We start from the raw sequence: 24,585 nt of genomic DNA on the forward strand, positions 1-24,585 counted from the left end.
CCGGCCCGGGGAAGGCCGTCAGTAGCCGAGGCCCTTTTTCTCTTCGTAGACCGCCTGGTTGTCATCGGCGGCGGTGTAGAGCTTGCTCTCGGTCTGGATCCACTTTGCGGGCATCGTGCCGTCGGCGAGATAGGCCTCGAGCGCGTCGAGTGCGGGGCCGGCCATGTTGGGCGTCAGCTCGATGGTGGCGTTCATCTCGCCGTTGGCGATCGCGAGGTGGGCATCGGGCACCGCGTCGATGGCGACGATCCTGATGTCTTCGCCGGGTTTGAGGCCCGCTTCCTTGATCGCCTGGATCGCGCCCACGGCCATGTCGTCGTTGTGGGCGTAGAGCGCGCAGATGTTCTCGCCGCCCTCGGCCTTGAGGAAGCTCTCCATCACCACCTTGCCCTGGCTGCGGGTGAAGTCGCCGGTCTGGCTACGGACGATCTCGAGACCCTCGGCCCCGGCGATGCCCTCTTCGAAGCCCTTCTTGCGGTCGATCGCGGGCGAGGAGCCGGTGGTGCCCTGCAGCTCGACGATGCGGCAGGGTTGGCCCGCCATCTCTTCGGCCAGCCACTGCCCGGCCACCCGGCCCTCGTGCACGAGGTCGGAGGTGACGGCGGTGAGGTAGAGCTCGTCGGAGGCATCCACGGTGCGGTCGAGCAGGACCACGGGGATCTCGGCATCGGCGGCCTCTTCAAGCACCTCGTCCCAGCCGGTGGCGACCACGGGGGCGAGCAGGATGGCATCGACGCCCTGGGCGATGAAGCCGCGGATCGCCTTGATCTGGTTTTCCTGCTTCTGCTGGGCATCGGCGAACTTGAGGTCGATTCCGCGCTTCTCGGCTTCCTGCCGGGTCACGGTGGTTTCGGCGGCGCGCCAGCCGGACTCGGAGCCGATCTGGCTGAAGCCGACGGTCAGATCGGCGCCCATGGCAGCGAAGGGCGCAAGGGTGATCGCGCTCGCAAGGAGCGTGGCTTTGACGTTCATGATTTCCTCCCATGGAACGTTTCTCGTTCGTGGGATCAATTAAGTATTACTTTATTATTTTTGGCAATGGGGTTTGTCACGGCACCGTGAGTTCTTGGGTTTTGTCGAATATTGTCAGGTGGTTGCGAGAAGAGGATCATGCAGAAAAAAGGCCGCGCAAGGGGATGCGCGGCCAGTGGGTAGAGCGGCAGGCGCGGGGCGGTCAGACGATTCCGCCGCCTGCGCCGGAGACCGCGGGCCGCTCGGCGGCGACCTGTGCGCGGTACCCCGAGGCGCGGTAGGTGGCGAGCGGGTCGATCGCCCCGCCGGCCTCGCTGCGGGCCATGGCGAGGATCGGCTCCACATCGGTGCGGAAGGCCTCGCGCAGGCACTGGGCGGCCATCAGCGCATCGCCCGCGTCCTGGTGGCCGCGCAGGCTCTCGCGGTCGACCAGCAGGGCCTGGGCATAGGCGCGGCGCACGTCGGAGGCCGACAGCATCAGGCTCTCGATCGGGTCGGTCACGTTGTGGCTCTGGTCGAGCATGTGGGCCGGGTCGAAGCCGGGACGGCCCTCGGCCTCGACCAGTTCGTTGAACACCAGAAAGAGGCGGAACGGGTCGATGGCGCCGGTGTCGAGGTCGTCATCGCCATATTTGCTGTCGTTGAAGTGGAAGCCGCCGAGACGGCCCGCGCGGATGAGCCGGGCCACGATCATCTCGATGTTCACGGTGGGCGCGTGGTGGCCGAGATCGACAAGGCAATGGGCCTTGGGCCCCAGCTCCTGCGCGATCATCAGGTTGGTGCCCCAGTCCTGCACCACGGTGGAGTAGAAGGCGGGCTCGAAGATCTTGTGCTCGGTGAAGAGGCGCCAGTCGTCCGGCAGGGCGGCGTAGATCTCGGCCATGGCGCAGAGGTAGCGGTCGAACTGGCGCGACAGGTCGGTCTGGCCCGGAAAGTTGGAGCCGTCGCCGACCCAGACGGTGAGGGCGCGCGAGCCGATGGCCCGGCCGATCTCGATGCACTCGATGTTGTGGGCCACGGCCTGGGCGCGGATCTCGGCGGAGGGGTTGGAGAGCGAGCCGTGCTTGTAGGAGAGCGACTGACCGGGGCTGTCCTGGAAGGTGTTGGAGTTCATCGCGTCGAAGGCGAGGCCGGTCTGCCCGGCCTTGGCGACGAGATCGGCGGCGGGCGCCTTGTCCCAGGGGATGTGAAGCGAAACGGTGGGCGTGGCACGGGTGAGCTGGTGGATCACGGCGCAGTCGTCGAGCTTGTCGAAGATGCCGCGCGGCTCGCCGGGGCCGGGAAAGCGGGCAAAGCGGGTGCCGCCCGTCCCCACGCCCCAGGAGGGCACGGCGACGTGATAGGCAGCGACCTTTGCCTTGATGGCGTCGATCGAGAGGCCGCGGCGGGCGAGCCGGGCGCCCAGCGCTTCGTAATCGGCGGCGAGGTCGGCAGCGCGGGCCGCGTTCTGGGCCTCGATGGTGGTGGGGTCGATCATGGGGTCCTCCCAGGGTGGCGCAGCGGGCGGCGCGCCGTGCGGGTTTGGCGCGGTCAGCGGGTGAAGGCTTCCTTGTTGCCTGCGTCCACGTTGAGGATGTTGCCGGTGGATTTGGCCGAGGCGTCGGAGGCCAGGAAATAGGCGGCCTCGGCGATATCCTCGGGCAGCACGGAGCGCTTGAGCAGGGAGCGGTTGCGATACATCTCCTCCAGCCCCTCCTTGTCGGTGCCATATGTGGCGGCGCGCTGGTCGAGCCATTCGCCCTGCCAGATCCTGGAGCCGCGCAGCACCGCATCGGGGTTGACCACGTTGACCCGGATCCCGGCCTCGGCGCCTTCGAGCGCGAGGCAGCGGGCGAGGTGGATCTCGGAGGCCTTGGCGGTGCAGTAGGCGGAGGCGTTGGGGCTGGCGGCGAGGCCGTTCTTGGAGGCCACGAAGACCACGCTGCCGCCCATCTCCTGCGCGCGGAACAGCCGGAAGGCCTCGCGGCTGACGAGGAAGTAGCCGGTGGAGAGGATATCCATGTTCTTCTGCCAGAGCGCGAGGGAGGTTTCCTCGACGGGCGCGGAGCTGGCGATTCCGGCGTTGCTCACCAGGATGTCGACGCCACCGTATTCCACCGCCAGCTCGGCGAAGGCGGCGGTGACGGCCTCCTCGCTGGTCACATTCATCACCACGCGGCGCACCGCATCGGCCCCGTGGCGGGCGGCCAGGGCCTCGGCGGTGCCGGCGAGCGCCTCGGCGTCGATGTCGGCCAGCATCACGCAGGCCCCCTCGGCGAGGTAGCGGGCCGCCGTGGCCGAGCCGATGCCCCCTGCCCCGCCGGTCACCAGCGCGACCCGCCCGGCAAGCGACCTGGGGCGCGGCATCCGTTGCAGCTTGGCCTCCTCGAGCAGCCAGTATTCGATGTCGAAGGCCTCCTGCTCCGGCAGGCCCTGGTAGGTGCTCACGGCGGAGGCCCCGCGCATGACGTTGATGGCGTTGACGTAGAACTCGGCCGAGATGCGCGCGGTCGCCTTGTCGCGGGCGAAGGTGATCATGCCGACGCCGGGCACCAGGTAGACAACGGCGTTGGGGTCGCGCAGGGCCGGGCTGTCGTGGTGCTTGCAGCGGGCGTAATAGGCGGCGTAGTCGTCGCGGTAGGCGGCGACCTGCTGCGGCAGGCCTTGCAGCACCTCGTCGAGATTGCCCCGGGCGGGATCGAAGTCGATCACCAGCGGCCGGATCTTGGTGCGCAGGAAGTGGTCGGGGCAGGAGGTGCCCAGCGCGGCGAGCGGCTCCATCTGCTGCGCGTTGACGAACTCCAGCACGGCATCGCTGTCGTCGAAATGGCCGACCATGTGCTGGTTGCCGGAGACGAAGCCGCGGATCGCGGGCATCAGCCGGGCCGCCACGGCGCGGCGGGCCTCGGGCGCGAGGCTTTCATGGCGGGCGCCGCCGAAGGCGGGGGTGCCGGCGGTGCGCTCGGCGAACCAGTCCATCGCGGTCTGGATCACCTCGAGCGTCAGCTCGTAGCAGGCCTTGGCGTCGTCATCCCAGGTGAAGAGGCCGTGGCTTTCGAGCACGACGCCCTTGGCCTCGGGGTTCTCGGCGCAGAATTTCTCGAGCCAGAGGCCCAACTCGTAGCCCGGGCGTCTCCAGGGCAGCCAGCCGATGCTGTCGCCGAAGATCTCGCGGGTCAGGGCGCGGCTGTCCTTGGCGGCGGCGATGGCGATGATCGCGTCGGGGTGCATGTGGTCGACGTGGCGGCGCGGCACATAGGCGTGCAGCGGCGTGTCGATGGAGGCGGCGCGGGGGTTGAGGTTGAAGGTGCAGTGCGGCAGGTAGCCCACCATCTCGTCTTCATGCCCGGGCCCGCGGTAGACCCCTTTCAGGGCGCGCAGCTTGTCCATGTAGAGGGTGGCGAAGCCGTCCATCCGGATCGAGCCCACGTCGCCGCCGGAGCCCTTGACCCAGAGCACCTCGACCGGCGCGCCGGTGAGCGGATCGCGTTCGGTGTCCTTGGCCGAGGTGTTGCCGCCGCCGTAGTTGGTGATTCGCTTGTCGGAGCCCAGGAGGTTGGAGCGGTAGAGCAGCTTCTCTGGCTCGGACATGGCGGAGGCGCGGGTGTCATCCCACAGGTTTTCAAGCCGGTTTTCAGCGCGGTTGAGCATGGTGTCCTCCCCAGGTTGCGGCCCTGCGGCGCGCGTCACTCGAGGCAAGGCTGCGGCTTTCATCGGCCCAAGTCAACCAACTTCAGTCATTATCAATCATTCTGCGGTGCAGCGTGATTGCTTTTGAAAGTTTATGATTGACTAGACGCGAGAATCGGCCAAGCGTGGAGCATCAGGGAGGATCAGCGATGCACGAGAAGGAGCGTCACCGGGTCATACTGTCGGCGGTCCAGGACCGGCCGGTGGCGACGGTGAGCGAACTGGTCGCGCTGACCGGCTCGTCGGAGGCGACGATCCGGCGCGACATTGCCACGCTGCACATGGCCAAGCGGCTGCGCCGGGTGCGCGGCGGCGCCGAGGCGGTGGGCCCCTCGCCCCTGCCCGGCCTCGCGGGGCGGCCCTACTCGGTGAACCAGACGATGAACATCGCCCAGAAGCAGGCGATCGCCCGCGAAGCGGTGGCGCTCTGCGAGGAGGGCGAGCCGGTCATCATCAACGGCGGCACCACCACCTTTCAGATGGTGCATCCGCTGGCGTCGCGCCGGGTGCAGGTGCTGACCAACAGCTTTCCCATCGCGGAGCATCTGCTGAAGCATTCCAAGAACACGGTGATGGTGCCGGGCGGCGCGCTCTACCGCGAGCAGAACATCATCCTCAGCCCCTTCGACGGCGACCTCACCCGCAACTTCTATGCCCGCCGGATGTTCATGGGCGCCCAGGGGATCGGGCCGCTGGGCCTGATGGAGGCCGATCCGCTGCTGATCCAGGCCGAGGAAAAGCTGATCGGCCGGGCGGAGGAGCTGGTGGTGCTGGTCGACAGCAGCAAGTTTGCCAACCGCTCGAGCCTGGTGCTCTGCCCGCTGGAGCGGATCGACGTGCTGATCACCGACGAGGGAATTTCGGACCGCACCGCCTCGATGCTGGAGGCGGCGGACATACGGCTGATCGTGGCGCAGGCCAGTGCCGCGGCGGAAACCGGCTCGGCCTGAGAACGGCCGCGCCACAACGACGACACAACCTGGGAGGAACTGACATGAAACTGACACGGAGACTGTTCGGAGGGGCCGCTGTGGCGGCGCTGATGATGGCGGGCGGCGCGGCGAGCGCGCAGGACAACGTGCGCATCGCGCTGGTGGTGAAGGCGCTCGGCATCGGCTTCTTCGAGGCGGCGGCCAAGGGTGCCGAGGAGGCGGCGGCGGAGTTGGGCAACGTGGAGATCATCTACACCGGCCCGACCGACACCACCGCCGAGGGCCAGATCGAGGTGATCAACGCGCTGATCGCGCAGAACGTGGATGCCATCGCGATCTCGGCCAACGACCCCGACGCGGTTGCCCCGGCGTTGAAGAAGGCGATGGACCGCGGGATCACCGTGATCTCCTGGGACAGCGGCGTGGCCCCGGAAGGGCGCGAGCTGCATCTCAACCCCTCGTCCAACCCGCTGATCGGCAACATGATCATCAAGCTCGCCGCCGACCAGCTGCCCGAGGGCGGCAAGGTGGCGGTTCTGAGCGCCACCACTACCTCGACCAACCAGAACACCTGGATTGCCGAGATGGAAAAGGTGCTGCCCAACTACCCCGGCATCGAGGTGGTGGGCACCGTCTATGGCGATGACCTGGCCGACAAGAGCTACCGCGAGGCGCAGGGCCTGATGCAGAGCTACCCCGACCTCGACGCGATCATCGCGCCGACCAGTGTGGGCATCGTCGCCGCGGCGCAGGCCGTGGCCGATGCGGGCAAGATCGGCCAGGTCAACGTGACCGGCCTCGGCCTGCCCTCGGAGATGGCGGGCGCGATCGAGAGCGGGGCCAGCAAGTCCTTTGCGATCTGGAACCCGATCGACCTGGGCTACTCGGCGGCCTATCTCAGCTACCAGCTGGCCACCGATGCGGCCGAGGCCGGCCCCGGCGCCGAGATCCCGATGGGCCGGATGGGCACGCTGACGCTGGACGACAACAGCGAGGGCGCGATGGCCGATCCCTTCGTCTACGACGCCAGCAACATCGACGAGTTCAAGAGCATCTTCTGACCGTCGCATGCCTTGGCCCGGCGCGCGTGCAGCGTGCCGGGCCACCACGGGCAAAGACCCGTCACCGACCATCCTCTTGCCCTGCCGGATATCTCATGCCGAACAGCCATGCCCAGCGCGTCCCCGACCCCGAGCCCGCCCTGCCGGTGCTCGCGCTGGAGGGGATCACCAAGCTGTTTCCGGGGGTGCGGGCGCTCGACGGGGTGTCGCTCGAGCTCTACCCGGGCGAGGTGACGGCGCTCATCGGCGAGAACGGCGCGGGCAAGAGCACCATCGTCAAGGTGCTTACCGGCATCTACACCCCCGACGGCGGCGAGATCCGGCTCGATGGCACGCCGGTGGAGTTTGCCTCCGCGCAGGATGCGACCCAGGCGGGCATCACCGCGATCCACCAGGAGACGGTGCTCTTCGACGAGTTGAGCGTGGCCGAGAACATCTTCATCGGCCATGCCCCGCGCGGACGGTTCGGGCTGGTGGACCGCAAGGCGATGCGCGCCAGGGCCGGCGAGATCCTGCGACGCATCGGGGCCGACATCGACCCGGGCCTGCCGCTGAAGGAGCTCGGGATCGCCTCCAAGCATCTTGTCGCCATCGCCCGCGCGCTGAGCGCCGAGGCCCGCGTGGTGGTGATGGACGAGCCCACCGCCTCGCTGAGCCACAAGGAGATCGAGGAGCTCTACGAGCTGGTCGAGCGGCTGAAGGCCGAGGGCAAGGCCATTCTCTTCATCTCGCACAAGTTCGACGAGATCTTCCGCATCGCCGACCGCTGGTGCGTGTTCCGCGATGGCCGCCACGTGGGCGCGGGGCGGATGGAGGAGGTCGACGAGGCCGGGCTGGTGCAGATGATGGTGGGCCGTTCGGTGGACCAGATCTTTCCCGACCGGCGCCACGAGGTCGGCGAGGAGGTGCTGAAGGTGGTGGGCTATTCGCACCCCACCGAGTTCTCCGAGATCACCTTCAACCTGCATCGCGGCGAGATCCTCGGCTTCTACGGCCTCGTGGGCGCCGGGCGCTCGGAGGTGATGCAGGCGCTGTTCGGCATCACCCGCCCCTCGAAGGGCGTGATGCAGATGGACGGGCGGGTGAAGGTGGTGCGCTCGCCGGCGGAGGCCATCGCGGCGGGGATCGTCTATGTGCCCGAGGACCGGGGCCGGCAGGGCGCGGTGACCGGGTTGCCGATCTTCCAGAACGTCACCCTGCCCTCGCTCGGCACCACCTCGCGCCGGGGCTTTCTGCGGCCGGCGGAGGAGTTTGCCCTCGCCCGCGACTACACCCGGCGACTCGACCTGCGGGCCGCAGCCCTCGACCAGGACGTGGGCAACCTCTCGGGCGGCAACCAGCAGAAGGTGGTGATCGCCAAGTGGCTGGCGACGCGGCCCCGGGTGATCATCCTCGACGAGCCGACCAAGGGCATCGACATCGGCTCCAAGGCCGCCGTGCACGGCTTCATGGCGGAGCTGGCGGCACAGGGGCTGGCGGTGATCATGGTCAGCTCGGAGATCCCGGAGGTGCTGGGCATGTCGGACCGGGTGATCGTGATGCGCGAGGGGCTGATCCGGGCGGAGCTTGCGGGCGACGATCTCACCCCCGAGGTGCTGGTGCGCCATGCGGCGGGGATCGGGACATGATCGGCCTGTTGAAATCGCGCGAGGCGCTGCTGGTGGCGGTGCTGATCGCGCTGCTGGCGCTGATCGCCAGCCGGTTTCCGGCCTTCGTGACGCCGGCCAACCTGGCGCGGGTGTTCAACGACACCGCGCCGCTGATCCTGCTGGCGCTGGGGCAGACGGTGGTGATCCTGACCCGCTGCATCGACCTCTCGGTGGCCGCCAACCTCGCCCTCACCGGCATGGTCTGCGCCATGCTCAACGTGGCCCTGCCCGGCCTGCCGGTGGGGGTGATCCTGGTGGTCGCGCTGGGGCTCGGCGCGTTGATGGGGGCGGTCAACGGGCTGCTCGTGTGGAAGCTCTCGATCCCGCCGATCGTGGTCACGTTGGGCACGATGACGATCTTTCGCGGGCTCATCTTCGTGCTCTCGAACGGGGCCTGGGTGAACGCCCACGAGATGAGCGCCGCCTTCACCGGCTTTCCGCGTGCGGTGATCCTGGGCCTGCCGGTGCTGAGCTGGATCGCCCTGGCTGTGGCGGGGCTGTTCCTGGTGATGATCGCGCGCACCGGGCTGGGGCGGGCGTTTTATGCCGTGGGCGGCAACCCGGCGGCGGCGGTCTACACCGGCATCGACGTGGGCCGCACCCAGTTTGCCGCCTTCGTGCTCTCGGGTGCGCTGGCCGGGCTGACCGGCTACCTCTGGGTCGCGCGCTACGCGGTGGCTTATGTCGACATCGCGGGCGGTTTCGAGCTGGAGGTGGTGGCGGCCTGCGTGATCGGGGGCATCTCGATCGCGGGCGGCTCGGGCACGCTGGTGGGCACGATCCTGGGCGCGCTCTTTCTCGGCATCGTCAAGAACGCCCTGCCGGTGGTGAACATCTCGCCCTTCTGGCAGCAGGCGATCTCGGGCGCGGCGATCATCGTGGCGGTGGCCTTCAACGCGCGGCAGGGCCGGGCGAAGGGGCGGATCATCCTGAAGCGGGCGGAGGGCACCCAATGACCGAGATGCGCGTGCTGCCCGACCGGCTGGAAAGCCGGGCGGTGCGGGTGATGAAGAGCTGGGAGGTTCTGCTGCTGGCCGTCGCGGTGGCGATCTTCATCGCCAACAGCCTTGCCTCGCCCTATTTTCTCAACGCCTGGAACCTGAGCGACGCCACCTTCAACTTCACCGAGAAGGCGATGATCGCCTTTGCCATGGCGCTGCTGATCATCTCGGGCGAGATCGACCTGTCGGTGGCCTCGATCATCGCGGTGGCCTCGACGGCCATGGGGGCCGCCGTGCAGGTGGGCGTGGGCCCGGCCGGGCTGGTGCTGATCGGGCTCGGCGTGGGCCTGGCCTGCGGCGCCTTCAACGGCGCGCTCGTTACCGGGCTCGGGCTGCCCTCGATCGTGGTGACCATCGGCACGATGAGCCTGTTTCGGGGCATCAGCTACATCGTGCTGGGCGACAAGGCATATCGCGGCTACCCGGAGGGCTTTTCGTTCTTCGGGCAGGGCTACGTGGGCTGGGTGATCAGCTTCGAGCTGGTGCTCTTTGCGGTACTTGCGGTGATCTACGGCGTGCTGCTCCATGCCACCAGCTTCGGGCGGACGGTCTTTGCCATCGGCAACAACCCCACGGCGGCGCTGTTCTCGGGCATCCGGGTGGCGCGGGTGAAGTTCATCCTGTTCCTGCTCACGGGCCTGATGGCGGGTGTCGCCGCCGTGTGCCTGACGTCGCGGCTGGGCTCGACGCGGCCCACCATCGCCTCGGGCTGGGAGCTGGAGGTGGTGACGATGGTGGTGCTGGGGGGCGTGAACATCCTGGGCGGATCGGGCACCATTCCCGGCGTGGTGATCGCGGCCTTCGTGATGGGGCTGGTCACCTTCGGGCTGGGGCTGCTGAACGTGCCGGGGATCGTGATGAGCATCTTCATCGGCGCGCTGCTGATCGGGGTGATCGCCCTGCCCCGGCTCTGGGCGATGTGGCGGAGGCGGACGGCATGAGCGAGAAATACGCCTTCAGGATGCAGCTCAACCCCGGCTGCGAGGCCGAGTACCGGCGCCGGCATGACGAGATCTGGCCGGAGCTGGTGACGCTGCTGAAGCAGGCCGGGATCAGCGATTACTCGATCCACCTCGACCGCGAGAGCGGCGTGCTCTTCGGGGTGCTCTGGCGCGAGGACGATCACGGCATGGAGGCCCTTCCCGCTCATCCGGTCATGCAGCGCTGGTGGGCGCATATGGCCGACATCATGGAGACGCGGCCCGACAACGCGCCGGTGGCGGTGCCGCTGGAGTGCGTGTTTCACCTGCCATGAGCGCGCCGTGAACCGGATCGCCGTCATCGACATCGGCAAGACCAACGCCAAGCTGGCGCTGGTCGACCTGGGCAGCCTGCGCGAGCTGGAGGTGCTGACGCGGCCGAACCGGGTGCGCCCCGGCCCGCCCTGGCCGCATTTCGACCTCGACGGGCACTGGGACTTCATCCTCGCGGGGCTGGCCGGGTTCCGGGTGCGGCACGGGGTGGATGCGGTGAGCATCACCACCCATGGCGCCTCGCTGGTGCTGCTCGACGCCGAGGGCGGGCTGGCCGCGCCGATGCTCGACTACGAGCACGACGGGCCGGAGGCCCTGGCGGCGGAGTACGACGCGCTGCGGCCCGGCTTCGAGGCGACCGGCTCGCCAAGGCTGGGGCTCGGGCTCAACGCGGGCGCGCAGCTGCACTGGATGTTCGCGCAGGACGCAGGCCTCGGGGCGCGGGTCGCCAGGATCGTGACCTACCCGCAATACTGGGCCGGTCGCCTGACCGGGGTCGCGGCGACCGAGGCGACCTCGCTGGGCTGCCACACCGACCTCTGGGAACCCCGCGCCGGCCGCCCCTCGGCGCTGGTGGACCGGCTCGGGATCGCGGGCAAGCTCGCCCCGCTCCGCCGGGCGGCGGAGGTGCTGGGGCCGGTGACGGCGGAGGTGGCCCGCGCCACCGGGCTGGCCCCCGGCACGCCGGTGCATTGCGGCATCCACGACAGCAACGCCTCGCTCCTGCCGCATCTGATGCGCCGCACGCCGCCGTTTTCGGTGGTCTCGACCGGAACCTGGGTGGTGGTGATGACCCTGCCCGGCGCGGGCGCGCCGCTCCCTGCGCTCGACCCGGCGCGGGACACGCTGGTGAACGTGAGCGCCTTCGGCCAGCCGGTGCCCTCGGCGCGGTTCATGGGCGGGCGCGAGCACGACCTGATGCTGGGCGGTGCGGCGCCGGATGCGGACACGGGCGCCGTGGCGGAGGTGGTGGACGCGGGCGTGATGCTGCTGCCCTCGGTGGTGCCGGGCAGCGGGCCGTTCCGGGGCCGGGAGGCGGCCTGGCGGGGCGGCGAGCCGCCGATGGGCGCGCCGACGCGCAGCGCGGTGGTGGCGCACTACCTGGCGATGATGACCGCCGAGTGCCTCGCCCTCACCGGACATCGCGGCCCGGTGGTGGTGGAGGGGCCCTTTGCCCGCAACGGGGCCTATCTCGACCTGCTTTCGGCGGCCACCGGCGAGACGGTGGCGGCCTCGGAGGGCAGCACCGGCACCAGCCAGGGCTGCGCCTTGCTGGCCGCGCGGGAGGCCCCGGCCCCGGCGGCGGGCCGGGTGGTGGACCGGCGCGGCGACGCGGCCCTTGCGGCCCATGCGGCGGCCTGGCGGGCGGCGGTGGCGGCGGGCTGACCCCTTGCCCGACGGGGCAGGCACGCGCAGGATGCGGCGCATGACGGAGGCCCTGACAATGCCCTTTCGGCTCGAGGCCGCTGGCCTCGCGGTGGGCGGCTTTGCCGAGGTCAGCGGGCTGGAGGCGCCGCCGGAAACCTTAAGCCACCGCAGCGGCAGCGGCCTGCGCCATATGCCCGGGGGGCTGCGCCTGAGGCCGCTCACGCTGTCGCGGGGCGTGATCGGGGCGCCGGGGTTCATCGACTGGATCGAGGCCTGCCTGCGGGGCGAGGTCAGCCCGCGCGCGCTGGATCTGCTGCTCTTCGGCACGGATCGGGACGAGGCGGCGCGCTGGCGGCTGGGAGGGGCCTGGGTCTCGGGCTGGCAGGCGGGCGTGCGGCAGGCGGAGGCCCTGCCGGTCGAGCGGATGACGCTCGGGATCGACAAGGTGGAAAGGGTTCGGCCCTAGGGCTCGGCCTGCGCTGCCTCCGTCAGCTCGCGCCATTGCACCTTGCCGGAGGGCGAGCGCGGCAGAGCCTCGACGAAGACGATTTCCTTGGGCACCTTGTAGGCGGCCATGTTGGCGCGGCACCATGTGGTGATCTCTTCCGCCGTCACCTCGCCCTTGGGCACGATGTAGGCGCGCACCCGCTCGCCGGTGCGGGGGTCCGGCAAGCCGATGATGCAGCATTCGGTGATCTGCGGGTGGGCGTGCATGAGGCCTTCCACCTCGGTCGGCCAGACTTTCAGCCCGGAGACGGAGACCATGCGCTTGACCCGGTCGACGATGTAGAAAAAGCCGCTCTCGTCGTAGCGGCCGATGTCGCCGGAGCGGACGAAGCGCTTGCCGTCGATCTCGATATGGGCGGCCTCAGTCTCCTCGGGGCGGTTCCAGTAGCCGAGAAAGTTTTGCGGCCCGTGCATGATGATCTCGCCCGGCTCGTCGGGGCCGAGCTCGCGCCCGGTTTCGGGGTCGATCACGCGGCTGTCGACGTCGAAGATGGGGATGCCGAGGCATTGGCGGCGGGGAGCGTCGAGCGGGTTGATGTGGCTGGGCGCCATGGTTTCGGTCATGCCGTAGCCTTCGATGTAGTCGAGGCCGGTGATGTCTTTCAGCCTGGCGGCCACGGCCTCGGGCATGGAGGCGCCGCCGCCGCCGATCACCTCCAGGCTGCTCAGGTCGTAGCTGTCGAGGTCGGGGTCGTTGACGAGGTCGATGGCCATGGTGGTGATCGAGCGCCAGCGGGCGACGCGGTAGTGCTCGATCAGCCAGGCGGCGAGGGCGCGGTCCCACCTTGTCATCAGGATGATCGGCTCGCCCTTGAGGATGGGTGCGTTCATCGAGTTCTGCATGCCGGTGACGTGGTAGAGCGGCAGGCTTGCCAGCGTGGTGCCGTTGCCGCGCGTGGGGTTCCAGACGGTGTTGCCGACGCAGGTGCTCATCACCGTGCGGTGGCTGTGCATGCAGCCCTTGGGCTGGCCGGTAGTGCCGGAGCTGTAGGGGATGAGGGCAAGATCGTCGGGTGCGGCGGTGATCGGGCCGGGGGTGTGGGCGGCGGCAATGGCGGCGGACCATTGGGTGACGCGGGGGTCGTCGGAGGGCTGCGGCGGGGCGCCCAGCGGCTCGGGGAGTTGGAAGGGGAAGGCCGGATCGGTGTGCTCGGCGTAGGCGGCCGAGAGGATGTGGGTGAGCGGCGTGTCGCCGAGATGGGGCAGAAGCTCCTGCCCGACCAGCGCGATGCGCGCGCCGGTATCCTTGCAGAGATAGGCCAGCTCGGCGGCGCGGTTCATCGGGTTGACCGGCACCACCACGGCATCGGCCCTCAGCACCGCGTAGTATCCGGCGATGAACTGGGGGGCGTTCTGCATGTAGAGCAGCACGCGGTCGCCCTTCTGCACGCCCCTGTCCTGGAGCCAGCCGGCCAGCGCCTCCACCTCTTCGGCCAGCGCGCCATAGGTGACGTCGCGGCCGTAGTAGCGGATCGCGGGGGCCTCGGGGGTAGCCTCGGCGGAGAGCGCGAGGTTTTGCGCGATGGAGCGGGCGGGGATGTCGAGGTGCAGGGGCACCCCCTTCGGCCAGCTGGAGAGGTGGCGGGTGAAGGGGGCCATCAGCTGCGGTTCCGCTCGCGGAGCTGGGTGACGGTGACATAGGCGGAGATCGCCTCGGCGGAGGTTTTGACCGCCAGCACCGCCGCGCCCTCGTGGGCCAGGAAGGCCTGCACGGTGGCGGCGATGTCATCGCCCGGAGCCAGCCGGAAGGCCCCTGCCCCGAAGCTCGCGCCCCAGGCGGCGAAGTCGGGGTTGGCGAGGTCGGTGCCGGAGATCCGCTCGGGGTAGTCGCGCTCCTGGTGCAGGCGGATGGTGCCATAGGTGCCGTTGTCGGCGATGACGATCCTGGGCGCGGCGCCCTTTGCGCGGGCCACGGCCAGCTCGGCGCCGGTCATCATCGCGCCGCCGTCGCCCGCGAAGCCCAGCACGCAGCGGCCGGGGAAGCGGAGCGCGGCGGCGACGGCACCGGGGATGCCGAGGCCCATGGCCCCGCCGACCGCACCGACGGCGAGCTGGGTGCCATCCCAGGGCCAGTACTGGTGGACCCAGCCGGAGAAGTTGCCGGCATCGGTGGTGACGATGGTGTCGCGCGGCGCCTGGCAGGCCAGTTCGGCGGCGACGAGGCCGAAGTCGAGCCCGTCGTCGCGGGGCTGCGGCGCGGGCTTCAGCGCGCGCGCGGCAGCGTTGCAGCGGGCGGCCCAGGCGCTGCGGTCGGGGGCCTTGGGCGCGGCCCCGGCGAGGGCAGCGGCGAAGGCGGAGGGCTCTGCGGGCACGGCGAGCGCGGGGCGGTAGAGCCGGGTCAGCACAGCCGGGTCGGGCCAGACGTGGATCAGCGGCTGGGCGGGTTCGGGTGCCCTGGGGATGCGGTAGCCCTGGGTCGGCACATCGCCCAGGCGGGTGCCCAGAGCGAGGATCAGGTCGGCCTCGGCCAGGGTCTTCCACAGCGCGGGCGGCACCTTGAAGCCGAGGTTGCCGGCATGGAGGGGCGAGGAATTGTCGAACACTTCCTGGTGCTTGAAGGTGGTTGCCACCGGGATCCCCTGCGCTTCGGCCAGCGCCTTGAGCGCGGCGCGGCGCTCGAGCGGGGCAAAGCCGCCGCCGGCGATGATGAGGGGGCGTTCGGCGCGCGACAGCATCTCGGCGGCGCGCGCGATGACCTTTGCCGAGGGTCCGGGCACGGGCACCGGGGCGGCGGCGAGGACGGGAGCGGTGGCCTCGTCGGTCAGCATGTCTTCGGGCAGGGCGAGCACCGCCGGGCCGGGGGTGCCGGATTGCGCGGCGAGCCATGCGCGCGCGAGGGCTTCGGGGAGGCGGTTGGCGTCGGTGACCTCCTCGACGTGCTTGGCGAAGCTGCCGAAGACGCGGGCGTAGTCCATCTCCTGAAACGCGCCGCGGCCGCGCTCGTGGCGGGCGACCTGGCCGATCAGCACCACCAGCGGAACGGCGTCCTGCTCCGCGAGATGCAGGGCGATGGCGGCGTTCATCGCGCCGGGGCCGCGCGAGCAGGCCATGAGGCCGGGCTTTCCGGTGAGCTTGGCATCGGCCACCGCCGCCATCCCTGCCCCGCCCTCGTGGCGGCAGACCACCACGTCGATCGCGTTCTGGCCGTGCAGCGCATCGAGCAGCGCAAGGTAGCTTTCACCCGGCACGCAGAACAGCCTGTCGGCCCCCTGCGCCTTGAGACAATCGACCAGAAGGTCGGCGGCTCGAGCCATGATGCATCTCCTCCCCTTGCGTCTTGACCGACGTCCCATGGTGATAGATGCTCACTCTGCGAAACGCAATTCCGCAGAGCAAACCGGCCGCGCGGAGGCGCAGAGTGCGGGAGGAGGAGCCACCGGACAGACCGGGGTTGCCCGCGCACCACATGGGAGGACTGCATGAAACAGACGATCGGACTGCTCGCCGGGGCGTTGCTGCTTGCCACGCCGCTGGCGGCACAGGACACCACCCTGCCCAAGCAGATGAGCTGGACGGCCTATGACACCGGGTCCGCCGGCTACAACCAGGCCGTGGCCATCGGCGCGGCGCTCCAGGATGCCTACGGGATCAACCTGCGCGTCCTGCCCGGCAAGAACGACGTGAGCCGGACCGAGCCGCTGCGGCAGGGCCGGGTAGAGTTCAGCGCGACCGGCGTGGGCGGCAGCTTCATGGCGCAGGAAGGCGCCTTCGAGTTTGGCGCCGAGAATTGGGGGCCGCAGCCGATCCGGGTGATTGCCGCCAACAACGGTGGCGCGATCAACCTTGGTGTCGGCGTCGCGGGCGACCTCGGGATCGAGCAGTTCTCCGACCTCAAGGGCAAGCGGGTGGCCTATATCGTGGGCGCCCCGGCGCTCAACGTGAACACCGAGGCCTATCTCGCCTATGGCGGTCTGACCTGGGATGACGTGACGGTGGTGGAGTTCGGCGGCTTCGGCGACAGCTGGAAGGGGCTGATCGAGAACCAGGTGGACGCGGCCTTTGCCTCGACCAACTCCGGCATGGCCTATGAGGCGGCCTCCAGCCCGCGCGGGCTGTTCTGGCCACCGATCGACCCCGAGAACGCCGAAGGACTGAAGGCGATGCAGGCCATCGCGCCCTTCTTCGTGCCCAACAAGGCCAGCGTCGGCGCCACCATCGACGGGACCGACGGCTACCAGGGCGCGGGCTATGCCTACCCGGTTCTGGTGGGCACCGCCGAGACCGACGAGGAGCTGGCCTATGCCATGACCAAGGCGATGTTCGACCTCTACCCGCAGTATGACGGCAAGGCGCCGGGCATCGGCGGCTGGGGCCTCGACAAGCAGGACATGCAGTGGGTCGCCCCCTACCACGAGGGCGCGATCCGCTACTACAAGGAGGCGGGTGTCTGGTCTGACGAGGCGCAGGCGCACAACGACCGGCTCATCGCCCGGCAGGAGACGCTGGCCGCCGCCTGGGAGGCACTGAAGGCCGAGGCTCCGGAGAACTGGGATGAGGCCTGGGCCGAGGCACGGCGCAAGGCGCTGGCCGACGGCGGCTTCGAGGTGGTGTTCTGATCCACCCGTGAAATCCCGGGCGGGTGCGGGCCGAGGCCTGCCCCGCCCGTCTGCCCCAACCGACCCAAGCCCGCGAGAAGGCCCAGCCGATGAGCGACCAGACGCCCGAGATCACCGACCCGGACGCCGCCCCGGCTGCGGGGGCCACGCGCGGCGCCATGGCCGCCCGCTGGGCCATCGGCCTGGCCACCACGGCGGGGGTGCTGATGGTGATCCACCAGCTCTTCAATCTTCAGATCGGCGGCCTGGTGCTGATCGAGGGGCGCTACCTCTACCTGCTGGGCGGGCTGTTTCTGGCCGTCGCCTTCCTGGTGTTTCCGATGCGGGGCATCCGGGGCGATGCGCCGGGGCTGCTCGACTGGCTGCTGGCGGCGGTGACGCTGGCGGCGACGGGCTATCTTGCCGCCACGGCGCAGCGCAACCTCTCGGAAGGCTGGGAGTACGCGCCGCCGCAGGAGGCCATCTGGGTGGCCTACCTCTTCTTTGCGCTGGTGCTGGAGGGCACGCGGCGGGCCGGGGGCACGGTGCTCTTTGTCATCGTCACGCTCTTTGCCTTCTACCCCACCTTCGCGGGCCATGTGCCCGACCCTTTCTCGGGGTTCCAGAGCACGTTCTCGGAGGCGCTGCCCTATCATGTCTATTCGTCGGAAAGCTCCTTCGGCATCCCGATGAAGGCCTTTGGCGGCGTGGTGATCGGGTTCATCCTCTTTGGCGCGGTGTTGCAGCGCACCGGGGGCGGGCAGTTCTTCAACGACCTCGCACTGGGGCTGGTGGGCGGGTTCCGGGGCGGGGCGGCGAAGGTTTCGATCTTTGCCAGCGGCTTCATGGGGAGCATGTCGGGCTCTGTGATCTCGAACGTGCTGACGACGGGCGCGGTGAGCATCCCGGCGATGAAGCGCACCGGCTTCTCCAAGGAAACCGCCGCCGCCACGGAGGCCTGCGCCTCCACGGGGGGTGTGCTGATGCCGCCGATCATGGGGGCGACGGCCTTCGTGATGGCGTCGTTCCTGTCGCGGCCCTACGTGGAAATTGCCATTGCCGCCGCGATCCCCTCGCTGCTCTTCTACTTCGGCCTTTTCGCCCAGATCGACGCCTATTCGGCCCGGCGCGGGCTGAAGGGCATCCCGCGCGCGGAGCTGCCTCGGCTCGGGCAGGTGTTCAAGGATGGCTGGCTCTACATCAGCGTCTTCGCGCTGCTGATCTTCATGCTGGTCGCGCTGCGCCGCGAGACCTCGGCCCCCTTCTATGCCACGGCGCTGCTGCTGGTGGTGAACCAGATCCTGCCCTCGCAGCGGCTCACCCTGCGCGGCATCGGGCAGATGATCGTGGGCGTGGGCGCGGGGCTGGCGGAGCTGACCGCGATCCTGCTTGGCGTCGGGCTCATCGTGGGCGCCTTCTCGGCCACGGGGCTGGCAGGCACACTGGTGAACGAGCTGGTGTTCCTTGCCGGCGACAACACGCTGGTGCTGCTGATGATGGGCGCGCTCACCTCCTTCATCTTCGGGATGGGGATGACGGTGACGGCCTGCTACATCTTCCTCGCCGTGGTGCTGGCCCCTGCGCTGGAGCAGGGCGGGCTGAACCAGCTCGCGGTGCACTTGTTCATCCTCTACTGGGGCATGGTGAGCTACATCACCCCGCCGGTGGCGCTGGGGGCCTTTGCCGCCGCCACCATGGCGGGCGCGAGCGCCATGAAGACCGGGCTGGAGGCGATGCGGCTGGGCGGGGTGATCTACGTGGCGCCCTTCTTCTTCGTGCTGAACCCGGCGCTCATCGGCGAGGCGCCCGGGCCGGAGGTGGCGGTGGCGCTGGCCTCGGCGCTGACGGGGGTGGCGCTGCTGAGTTTCGGGCTTCAGGGCTATGTCAGCTTTCTCGGGCCGTTGCGCGGGGCATGGGCCATTCCGCTCAGGGTGGCGCTCTGCGCGGGCGGGCTGGCCTTTGCCATCCCCCACACCGAGCAGACCGGGCTGGGCTACGGGGCGACTGCGCTGATCGGGCTGGCGCTCGCCGCCCTGCCCCTTGCCGCGGCGGCGCTGGCGGGGCAGCGTGCGGCGCGGGCAGGACAAGCGGAGGCGGCCAATGCGGGTGAATGAGGTGATTTCCATCGAGCGCGAGGGGCCGCTGGCGCTGATCGTGATCGACAATCCGCCGGTCAATGCCGCCGGTCATGCCGTGCGCGAGGGGCTGTGGAAGGCCATAGAGGCGGTGGAGGCCGATGCGGGCGTGGAGGCGGTGGCGCTCTACGGCAAGGGGCGGGCCTTCATTGCCGGGGCGGATATCCGCGAGTTCGGCAAGCCGCGGAGGGAGCCGATCCTGACCGATGTGGCGCGCCGGCTCGAGGATTGCCCCAAGCCGGTCATCGCCGTGCTGCACGGCTCCTGCTTTGGCGGCGGGCTGGAGGTGGCGATCGCCTGCCATGCCCGCGTGGCCATTCCGGGCGTGAAGGTGGGCTTTCCCGAGGTCACGCTCGGCGTGATCCCCGGTGCGGGCGGCACCCAGCGGGGGCCGCGGCTGACGGGGATCGGGGCGGCGCTCTCGCTGATCACCACGGGCGAGCGGATCGGGCATGAGGATGCCCTGAGCTGCGGGCTGGTGGACCGGATCGAGGAGGGCGCGCCGCGCGAGGTGGCGCTCAGGATGGCCGAGGCGGCCCGCACCGGCGCCCTGCCCTGCCGCAAGACCGGCGCGCTCGAGGTGACGCCCGATCCGGAGACCATCGCCGAGGTGACGGCGCGGCTGGAGGCCACGCAGGGCCATCTCTTTGCCCCCCATCGCGCGGTGGAGGCCGTGGCCGCCTGCACCGGGCCGCTGCCGCCGGGGCTGGCGCTGGAGCGCGAGAAGTTTGCCGCCTGCATCGAGAGCCCGCAGCGCGCCGGGCTGATCCACGCCTTCTTTGCCGAACGCGCGGTGGAGAAGATCCCCGAGGCAGGGGCGAGCCCGCGCGAGGTGGCCGTGGTGGGCGTGATCGGCGGCGGCACGATGGGATCGGGCATCGCCACGGCCTGCCTCAACGCCGGGCTGACCGTGCGGATGAACGAGCGCGACGAGGCGGCGCTGGAGCGCGGGCGCGAGACGGTGACGGGCAACCTCGAGGGCGCGGTGGAGCGCGGCAAGATGAGCGCGGAGAAGCGCGATGCGGCGCTCGGGCGGTTCAAGCCCTCGGTCGCGCTGGAGGACTTTGCCGATTGCGACCTGGTGATCGAGGCGGTCTTCGAGGACATGGGCGTGAAGCGCGAGGTCTTCGGGCGGCTCGACGCGATCTGCAAGCCGGGCGCGGTGCTGGCCTCCAACACCAGCTACCTCGACGTGAACGAGATTGCCGCCGCCACCGCGCGGCCCGGCGACGTGATCGGCCTGCATTTCTTCTCGCCCGCCCATATCATGCGGCTGCTGGAGGTGGTGGTGGCCGAAAAGACTGCGCCCGAGGTGGTGGCCACCGGCTTTGCCCTGGCCAAGCGGCTGCGCAAGGTCGCCGTGCGCGCGGGCGTCTGCGACGGGTTCATCGGCAACCGGATATTGAGCCATTACAAGAAGGTGGCCGATTACCTGATGCTCGACGGTGCGTCGCCTGCGGAGGTGGACGCGGCGATCGAGGCTTTCGGCTTTGCCATGGGGCCCTTCGCGGTGAGCGACCTTGCCGGGCTCGATATCGGCTGGGCCAACCGCAAGCGGCTGGCGCCGACCCGGCCTGCGGAGGAACGCTATGTGGCGGTGGCCGACCGGATCTGCGAAGCGGGCCATTACGGGCGCAAGACCGGGCGGGGCTTTTACATCTACGAGGGGCGCGACAGGCGGCCCGACCCGGAGGTGGCGGCTATTCTCGCGCAGGAGCGCGAGACAGCGGGGGTGACGCCGCGCAGCTTTTCGGCCGAGGAGATCCAGGCGCGGTTCGTGACCGCTATGATCGCCGAGGCGACGCGTGTGCTCGAAGACGGCATCGCGCTCAGGCCCATCGACATAGATGCGGTGTTCCTCTTCGGCTACGGCTTTCCGCGCCACAGGGGCGGGCCGATGCACACGGCCGATGTGATCGGGGCCGCAGAGCTGGTGGCGCGGATCGAGCGCTACACCGAGGAAGACCCCTATTACTGGCAAGTGCCTGATCTGCTGCGCAAGATGGCGGCAGAGGGCAAGACGTTTGCCGAGATGAACTGAGGTAGAGATGGACCTTTCCTATTCGCCGCAAGAGCAGGCCTTTCAGGCCGAGGTGCGCCAGTTTCTGGCCGATGAACTGCCCGGAGATATCGCCGAACGGGTGAAGGCGGGGGGCGAGGTATCCAAGGAGGACACCGAGCGCTGGCACGCGATTTTGCAATCGCGCGGCTGGCTGGCGCAGACCTGGCCCGAGGCGTATGGCGGGCCGGAATGGGGGCCGGTGGAGCGGCATATCTTCGACGAGGAGGCGGCGCGGGCCTATGCGCCGCGTATCCTGCCGTTCGGGTTGCAGATGCTGGGGCCGGTGCTGATCAAGTTCGGCAGCGACGAGCAGAAGGCGCATTACCTGCCGCGCATCCTCAATGGCACCGACTGGTGGTGCCAGGGCTATTCGGAGCCCGGCGCGGGCTCGGACCTGGCCTCGCTCAAGACCCGCGCGGTGCGGGACGGCGACCACTACGTGGTGAACGGCCAGAAAACCTGGACGACGCTCGGGCAATACGCCGACTGGATCTTCTGCCTCGTGCGCACCGATGCCAGCGGCAAGCCGCAGGAGGGGATCTCCTTTCTGCTGATCGACATGAAGACGCCCGGCATCGAGGTGCGCCCGATCCGGCTGATCGAGGGCGGGCATGAGGTGAACGAAGTGTTCTTCACCGATGTGCGGGTGCCGGTGGAAAACCTCGTCTGGAAGGAGAATGACGGCTGGACGGTGGCGAAATACCTGCTGACCCACGAGCGCACCGGGATCGCGGGCGTGGGCTTTTCGATCGCCGCCTTCGAGCGGGTCAAGGCGCTTGCGGAGCGCACGACGCGCGGCGGCAAGCGGCTGATCGACGATCCGCTCTTTGCCGCGCGGCTCGCGGAGGTGGAGATGGACCTGGAGGCGATGAAGATCTTCAACCTGCGGATGCTGGCCGAGGCGCAGCGGGTCGGCCACCCCGGCGTGGAAACCTCGATGCTGAAAATCCGGGGGACGGAGGTGCGGCAGGCGTTGAACGACCTTTACCGGCGCGCGCTGGGGCCCGCGGCGGCTGTGATGCCGGGCGAGGCGCCCGCGGGCAATGCCGCGCTGCTGGCGCCGGAGGACGAGGGCGCGGCGGCGAGCTATTTCAACAACCGCAAGATCAGCATCTTCGGGGGCTCGAACGAGATTCAGAAGAACATCCTGACCAAGGCCATGCTGGAGCTCTGACATGAACTTCGAGATGACAGACGACCGCCGGATGCTGGCAGACAGCCTTGGGAAGCTGCTTTCGGGGCGCTACGGAATCGAACATCGGACCAGGGTGGCCTATGCGGCGCCCTACCATGACCCGGAGGGGTGGGAAGCGCTTGCTGAGCTGGGGATTCTCTATGCTTTCGCGCCGGAGGAGGCCGGGGGCATGGGGGGCGCGGGTTTTGACCTGCTTGCAGTATTCGAACAATTGGGCGCAGCCCTCTGCCCCGAGCCGCTGCTCGGCGCGGCGATGGCGGCCCCCCTGCTTGCCGCAGCCGGAGACGACCTGGAGCCGCTGTTCTCGGGGGCGGCGCGCTATGCGCTGGCGGTGGATGAGCCGGAGGCGCCCTGGGATCCGCAGGCCGGAACCACCGAGGGCGGCGACAGGCTCACCGGCCGCAAGACCGCGATCTATGGCGGGCAGGTGGCCACGGAGTTTCTCGTCACGGCGCGCAAGGCTGGCAGGCTGGCGCTCTACGCGGTGAAGGCCGAGGAGGCCGCCGTGACCCCCTGGGGCATGATCGACGGCGGCGGGGCGGCGGAGCTGATGCTCGACGGAACGCCCGCGCGGCTGCTGATCGAGGATGCCGGCGAGGCGGTTGCATCGGCGCTCGACCGGGGGCGGCTGGCGCTTTGTGCCGAGGCGGTGGGGGCGATGGATTGGTGCTATGCCACCACGCTCGACTACCTCAAGAGCCGCAAGCAGTTTGGCCGAGAGATCGGCAAGTTCCAGGCCCTGCAGCACCGGATGGTGGAGATGAAGACAGCGATCGAGCAGGCCCGCTCGATCACCATCCTGGCCGCCGACCGGATGGACGGGCGCACCACGGCGATGGCCAAGAGCCTCGTGGGCCGGGTCGCGCGGAAGGTGAGCGAGGAGGCCATCCAGCTGCACGGCGGGATCGGGATGACCTGGGAATACCCGCTGAGCCACTATGCCAAGCGGCTGGTGATGCTCGACGCGCAGCTGGGCGATGCGGATTTTCACACCGCGCGGGTGGCCGCGACCTACGCCTGAGGCGTGCGGTAGCGGAAGACGCCGGTGGCGGTGGCCACAAGTGTGCCGTGCTCGTCGGTCAGCCGGGCCTCGGCGAAGAAGGTCTTGCGCCCTCCCCCGGTCTTGCGCCCCTCGGCGACGAGCCGGGTGCCACGGGCCTGGCCCTGGAAGTTGACGGTCATCGACAGGGTCATCGACATGAGCCGGTTGCCCGCGTCGCCGGTGTAGCTGCCCGCGTAGCCCATGGCGGTATCGAGCAGCACCGAGAGCGCCCCGCCGTGGGGGATGCCGTGGCGGTTTTCGACCGCATCGAGGGGTTCGAGCTCGACCCGCGCGCAGCCCTCGCCCCAGCCGGTGACCTGAAAGCCCATGAGGGCCTGGAAGGGATAGGGCGGCTCGGCCAGTTCGGGCGCGATGGCGGGCGCGGGGGGCCAGCTCATGCCCCGGCCTTGCGGCTGAGCGCGGCGGCGGCGGCCAGCACGCGCTCGGCATAGCCCTCGCGCAGCTCCTCGGGCGACACGAGGAAGGACGGGCCGCCGACGTTGAGGCCGAAGATCCGGTCGCCGTTGAGCGACACCACCGGCACGGCGATGCCGTTGATCTCGGGGCGCCAGTCGCCGAAGGAGGTGGTGTAGCCCAGCGCGGCGTAATCCTCGAGGGCGCGGGCGAGGCTCTCGCGGTAGCGCGGCACATCGCCCGGGCGCTCCTGCTCGGCGAGGTGCATCACATGGGCGCGCTCCTCCTGCGTCATCGCCACAAGGATCGCGCGGCCGATGGCGGAGTGAAAGAGCGGCAGGCGGGCGCCCACATTCATGGTGAGCGACACCGCCTGGTGGCTGCGCTGCACGCCGACATAGACGGCCTGGAGCCGGTGGCGCTCGGCGAAGGCCGCGGTGACATGCGGGTTGGGCCCCTCGCAGAGCGCGCGCATCTGGTCTCGGGCGCGCTCGGAGGTCTCCATCCCCGCCAGCACGCCGTAGCCCAGCGCCAGCACGCCCGGCCCCAGCCGGTAGGTGCCGTTGCGCTCGGAGTGCACCAGGTAGTCGAGCTTGCGCAGGGTGTAGGTGAGCCGCGAGATGGTGGCCTTGGGCAGGCCGGTGCGGGCGGCGATTTCCTGGTTGGTCAACTCGGTCTCGGAGGGGCGGAAACAGCGCAGCACCTCCAGCCCGCGGGCCAGCGCGGTGATGAAGTTGCGGTCGTCTCCTTCCAGCCCGGTCTCGATATCGTCGCTTGCGTCCACCTTCTG

The 24,585-nt window shown here is 69.6% G+C and carries 20 protein-coding genes; 13 read left to right on the forward strand and 7 right to left on the reverse strand.

Annotation, left to right across the window (positions count from 1 at the left end; genetic code table 11):
• Positions 1-18 precede the first annotated feature (18 nt).
• From ytfQ to BUR94_RS09840, 3 genes are all read right to left on the reverse strand, one after another.
• Positions 19-972 (reverse strand): galactofuranose ABC transporter, galactofuranose-binding protein YtfQ, encoded by a 954-nt coding sequence (gene ytfQ / locus BUR94_RS09830; protein ID WP_074256073.1) that lies wholly within the window; start codon positions 970-972, stop codon positions 19-21.
• Between the two features lie 202 nt (positions 973-1,174).
• The gene (rhaI, locus tag BUR94_RS09835) at positions 1,175-2,449 is read right to left on the reverse strand and encodes an L-rhamnose catabolism isomerase (RefSeq protein ID WP_074256074.1); all 1,275 of its coding nucleotides are present in this window, start codon (positions 2,447-2,449) and stop codon (positions 1,175-1,177) included.
• 53 nt (positions 2,450-2,502) lie between these two features.
• Positions 2,503-4,602, reverse strand: coding sequence for a bifunctional rhamnulose-1-phosphate aldolase/short-chain dehydrogenase (locus BUR94_RS09840; protein WP_074256075.1), 2,100 nt, complete (start codon positions 4,600-4,602; stop codon positions 2,503-2,505).
• A gap of 188 nt (positions 4,603-4,790) precedes the next feature.
• On the opposite strand from BUR94_RS09840, the gene BUR94_RS09845 reads away from it, so the two are divergent.
• From BUR94_RS09845 to BUR94_RS09880, 8 genes are all read left to right on the forward strand, one after another.
• Positions 4,791-5,591, forward strand: coding sequence for a DeoR/GlpR family DNA-binding transcription regulator (locus BUR94_RS09845; protein WP_084192978.1), 801 nt, complete (start codon positions 4,791-4,793; stop codon positions 5,589-5,591).
• Positions 5,592-5,635: 44 nt separating this feature from the next.
• Complete coding sequence (rhaS, locus tag BUR94_RS09850; RefSeq protein ID WP_074256077.1) at positions 5,636-6,634, forward strand: rhamnose ABC transporter substrate-binding protein; 999 nt, start codon at positions 5,636-5,638, stop codon at positions 6,632-6,634.
• Between the two features lie 95 nt (positions 6,635-6,729).
• Positions 6,730-8,262 (forward strand): sugar ABC transporter ATP-binding protein, encoded by a 1,533-nt coding sequence (locus tag BUR94_RS09855; RefSeq protein WP_074256078.1) that lies wholly within the window; start codon positions 6,730-6,732, stop codon positions 8,260-8,262.
• Positions 8,259-9,239, forward strand: coding sequence for an ABC transporter permease (locus tag BUR94_RS09860; RefSeq protein ID WP_074256079.1), 981 nt, complete (start codon positions 8,259-8,261; stop codon positions 9,237-9,239). Before BUR94_RS09855 ends, BUR94_RS09860 begins: the two co-directional genes overlap by 4 nt.
• Complete coding sequence (locus tag BUR94_RS09865) at positions 9,236-10,225, forward strand: ABC transporter permease (RefSeq protein ID WP_074256080.1); 990 nt, start codon at positions 9,236-9,238, stop codon at positions 10,223-10,225. The genes BUR94_RS09860 and BUR94_RS09865 overlap by 4 nt, the downstream gene beginning before the upstream one ends.
• Complete coding sequence (gene rhaM, locus BUR94_RS09870) at positions 10,222-10,539, forward strand: L-rhamnose mutarotase (RefSeq protein ID WP_074256081.1); 318 nt, start codon at positions 10,222-10,224, stop codon at positions 10,537-10,539. Before BUR94_RS09865 ends, rhaM begins: the two co-directional genes overlap by 4 nt.
• A gap of 7 nt (positions 10,540-10,546) precedes the next feature.
• A complete protein-coding gene (locus tag BUR94_RS09875; protein WP_074256082.1) occupies positions 10,547-11,923 on the forward strand; it encodes an FGGY-family carbohydrate kinase in 1,377 nt (458 codons plus the stop codon).
• Between the two features lie 40 nt (positions 11,924-11,963).
• A complete protein-coding gene (locus tag BUR94_RS09880; RefSeq protein ID WP_074256083.1) occupies positions 11,964-12,371 on the forward strand; it encodes a phage tail protein in 408 nt (135 codons plus the stop codon).
• Here BUR94_RS09880 and BUR94_RS09885 read toward each other — a convergent pair.
• Together BUR94_RS09885 and BUR94_RS09890 are read right to left on the reverse strand one after the other, a co-directional pair.
• Positions 12,368-14,011: a long-chain-fatty-acid--CoA ligase gene (locus tag BUR94_RS09885; RefSeq protein ID WP_074256084.1), complete on the reverse strand. Its 1,644-nt coding sequence runs from the start codon at positions 14,009-14,011 to the stop codon at positions 12,368-12,370. The genes BUR94_RS09880 and BUR94_RS09885 overlap by 4 nt on opposite strands.
• Positions 14,011-15,666, reverse strand: a complete 1,656-nt coding sequence (locus BUR94_RS09890) for a thiamine pyrophosphate-binding protein (RefSeq protein ID WP_074256085.1) — start codon at positions 15,664-15,666, stop codon at positions 14,011-14,013. Before BUR94_RS09890 ends, BUR94_RS09885 begins: the two co-directional genes overlap by 1 nt.
• 165 nt (positions 15,667-15,831) lie before the next feature.
• On the opposite strand from BUR94_RS09890, the gene BUR94_RS09895 reads away from it, so the two are divergent.
• From BUR94_RS09895 to BUR94_RS09915, 5 genes are all read left to right on the forward strand, one after another.
• Entirely contained in the window at positions 15,832-16,968 is a 1,137-nt protein-coding gene (locus tag BUR94_RS09895) for a TAXI family TRAP transporter solute-binding subunit (RefSeq protein ID WP_074256086.1), read from the forward strand.
• Positions 16,969-17,057: 89 nt separating this feature from the next.
• On the forward strand, positions 17,058-19,061 hold the full coding sequence (locus BUR94_RS09900; protein WP_074257665.1) for a TRAP transporter permease: 2,004 nt from the start codon (positions 17,058-17,060) through the stop codon (positions 19,059-19,061).
• A complete protein-coding gene (locus BUR94_RS09905; protein ID WP_074256087.1) occupies positions 19,048-21,123 on the forward strand; it encodes a 3-hydroxyacyl-CoA dehydrogenase NAD-binding domain-containing protein in 2,076 nt (691 codons plus the stop codon). Before BUR94_RS09900 ends, BUR94_RS09905 begins: the two co-directional genes overlap by 14 nt.
• 7 nt (positions 21,124-21,130) lie before the next feature.
• Positions 21,131-22,318 carry an acyl-CoA dehydrogenase family protein gene (locus BUR94_RS09910; RefSeq protein WP_074256088.1) on the forward strand — a complete coding sequence of 396 codons (1,188 nt, stop codon included), beginning with the start codon at positions 21,131-21,133 and terminating at the stop codon, positions 22,316-22,318.
• A 1-nt stretch (position 22,319) separates the two neighbouring features.
• Positions 22,320-23,360 (forward strand): acyl-CoA dehydrogenase family protein, encoded by a 1,041-nt coding sequence (locus tag BUR94_RS09915; protein ID WP_074256089.1) that lies wholly within the window; start codon positions 22,320-22,322, stop codon positions 23,358-23,360.
• On the opposite strand, the gene BUR94_RS09920 is transcribed toward BUR94_RS09915, so the two are convergent.
• Together BUR94_RS09920 and BUR94_RS09925 are read right to left on the reverse strand one after the other, a co-directional pair.
• Positions 23,351-23,779 carry a PaaI family thioesterase gene (locus BUR94_RS09920; protein WP_074256090.1) on the reverse strand — a complete coding sequence of 143 codons (429 nt, stop codon included), beginning with the start codon at positions 23,777-23,779 and terminating at the stop codon, positions 23,351-23,353. The two genes, BUR94_RS09915 and BUR94_RS09920, sit on opposite strands and share 10 nt — an antisense overlap.
• Positions 23,776-24,579, reverse strand: coding sequence for an IclR family transcriptional regulator (locus BUR94_RS09925; protein WP_074256091.1), 804 nt, complete (start codon positions 24,577-24,579; stop codon positions 23,776-23,778). The genes BUR94_RS09920 and BUR94_RS09925 overlap by 4 nt, the downstream gene beginning before the upstream one ends.
• Between the last annotated feature and the right edge of the window lie 6 nt (positions 24,580-24,585).

Source organism: Vannielia litorea (assembly GCF_900142295.1).
In the GTDB taxonomy this organism is placed as follows: Bacteria; Pseudomonadota; Alphaproteobacteria; order Rhodobacterales; family Rhodobacteraceae; genus Vannielia; species Vannielia litorea.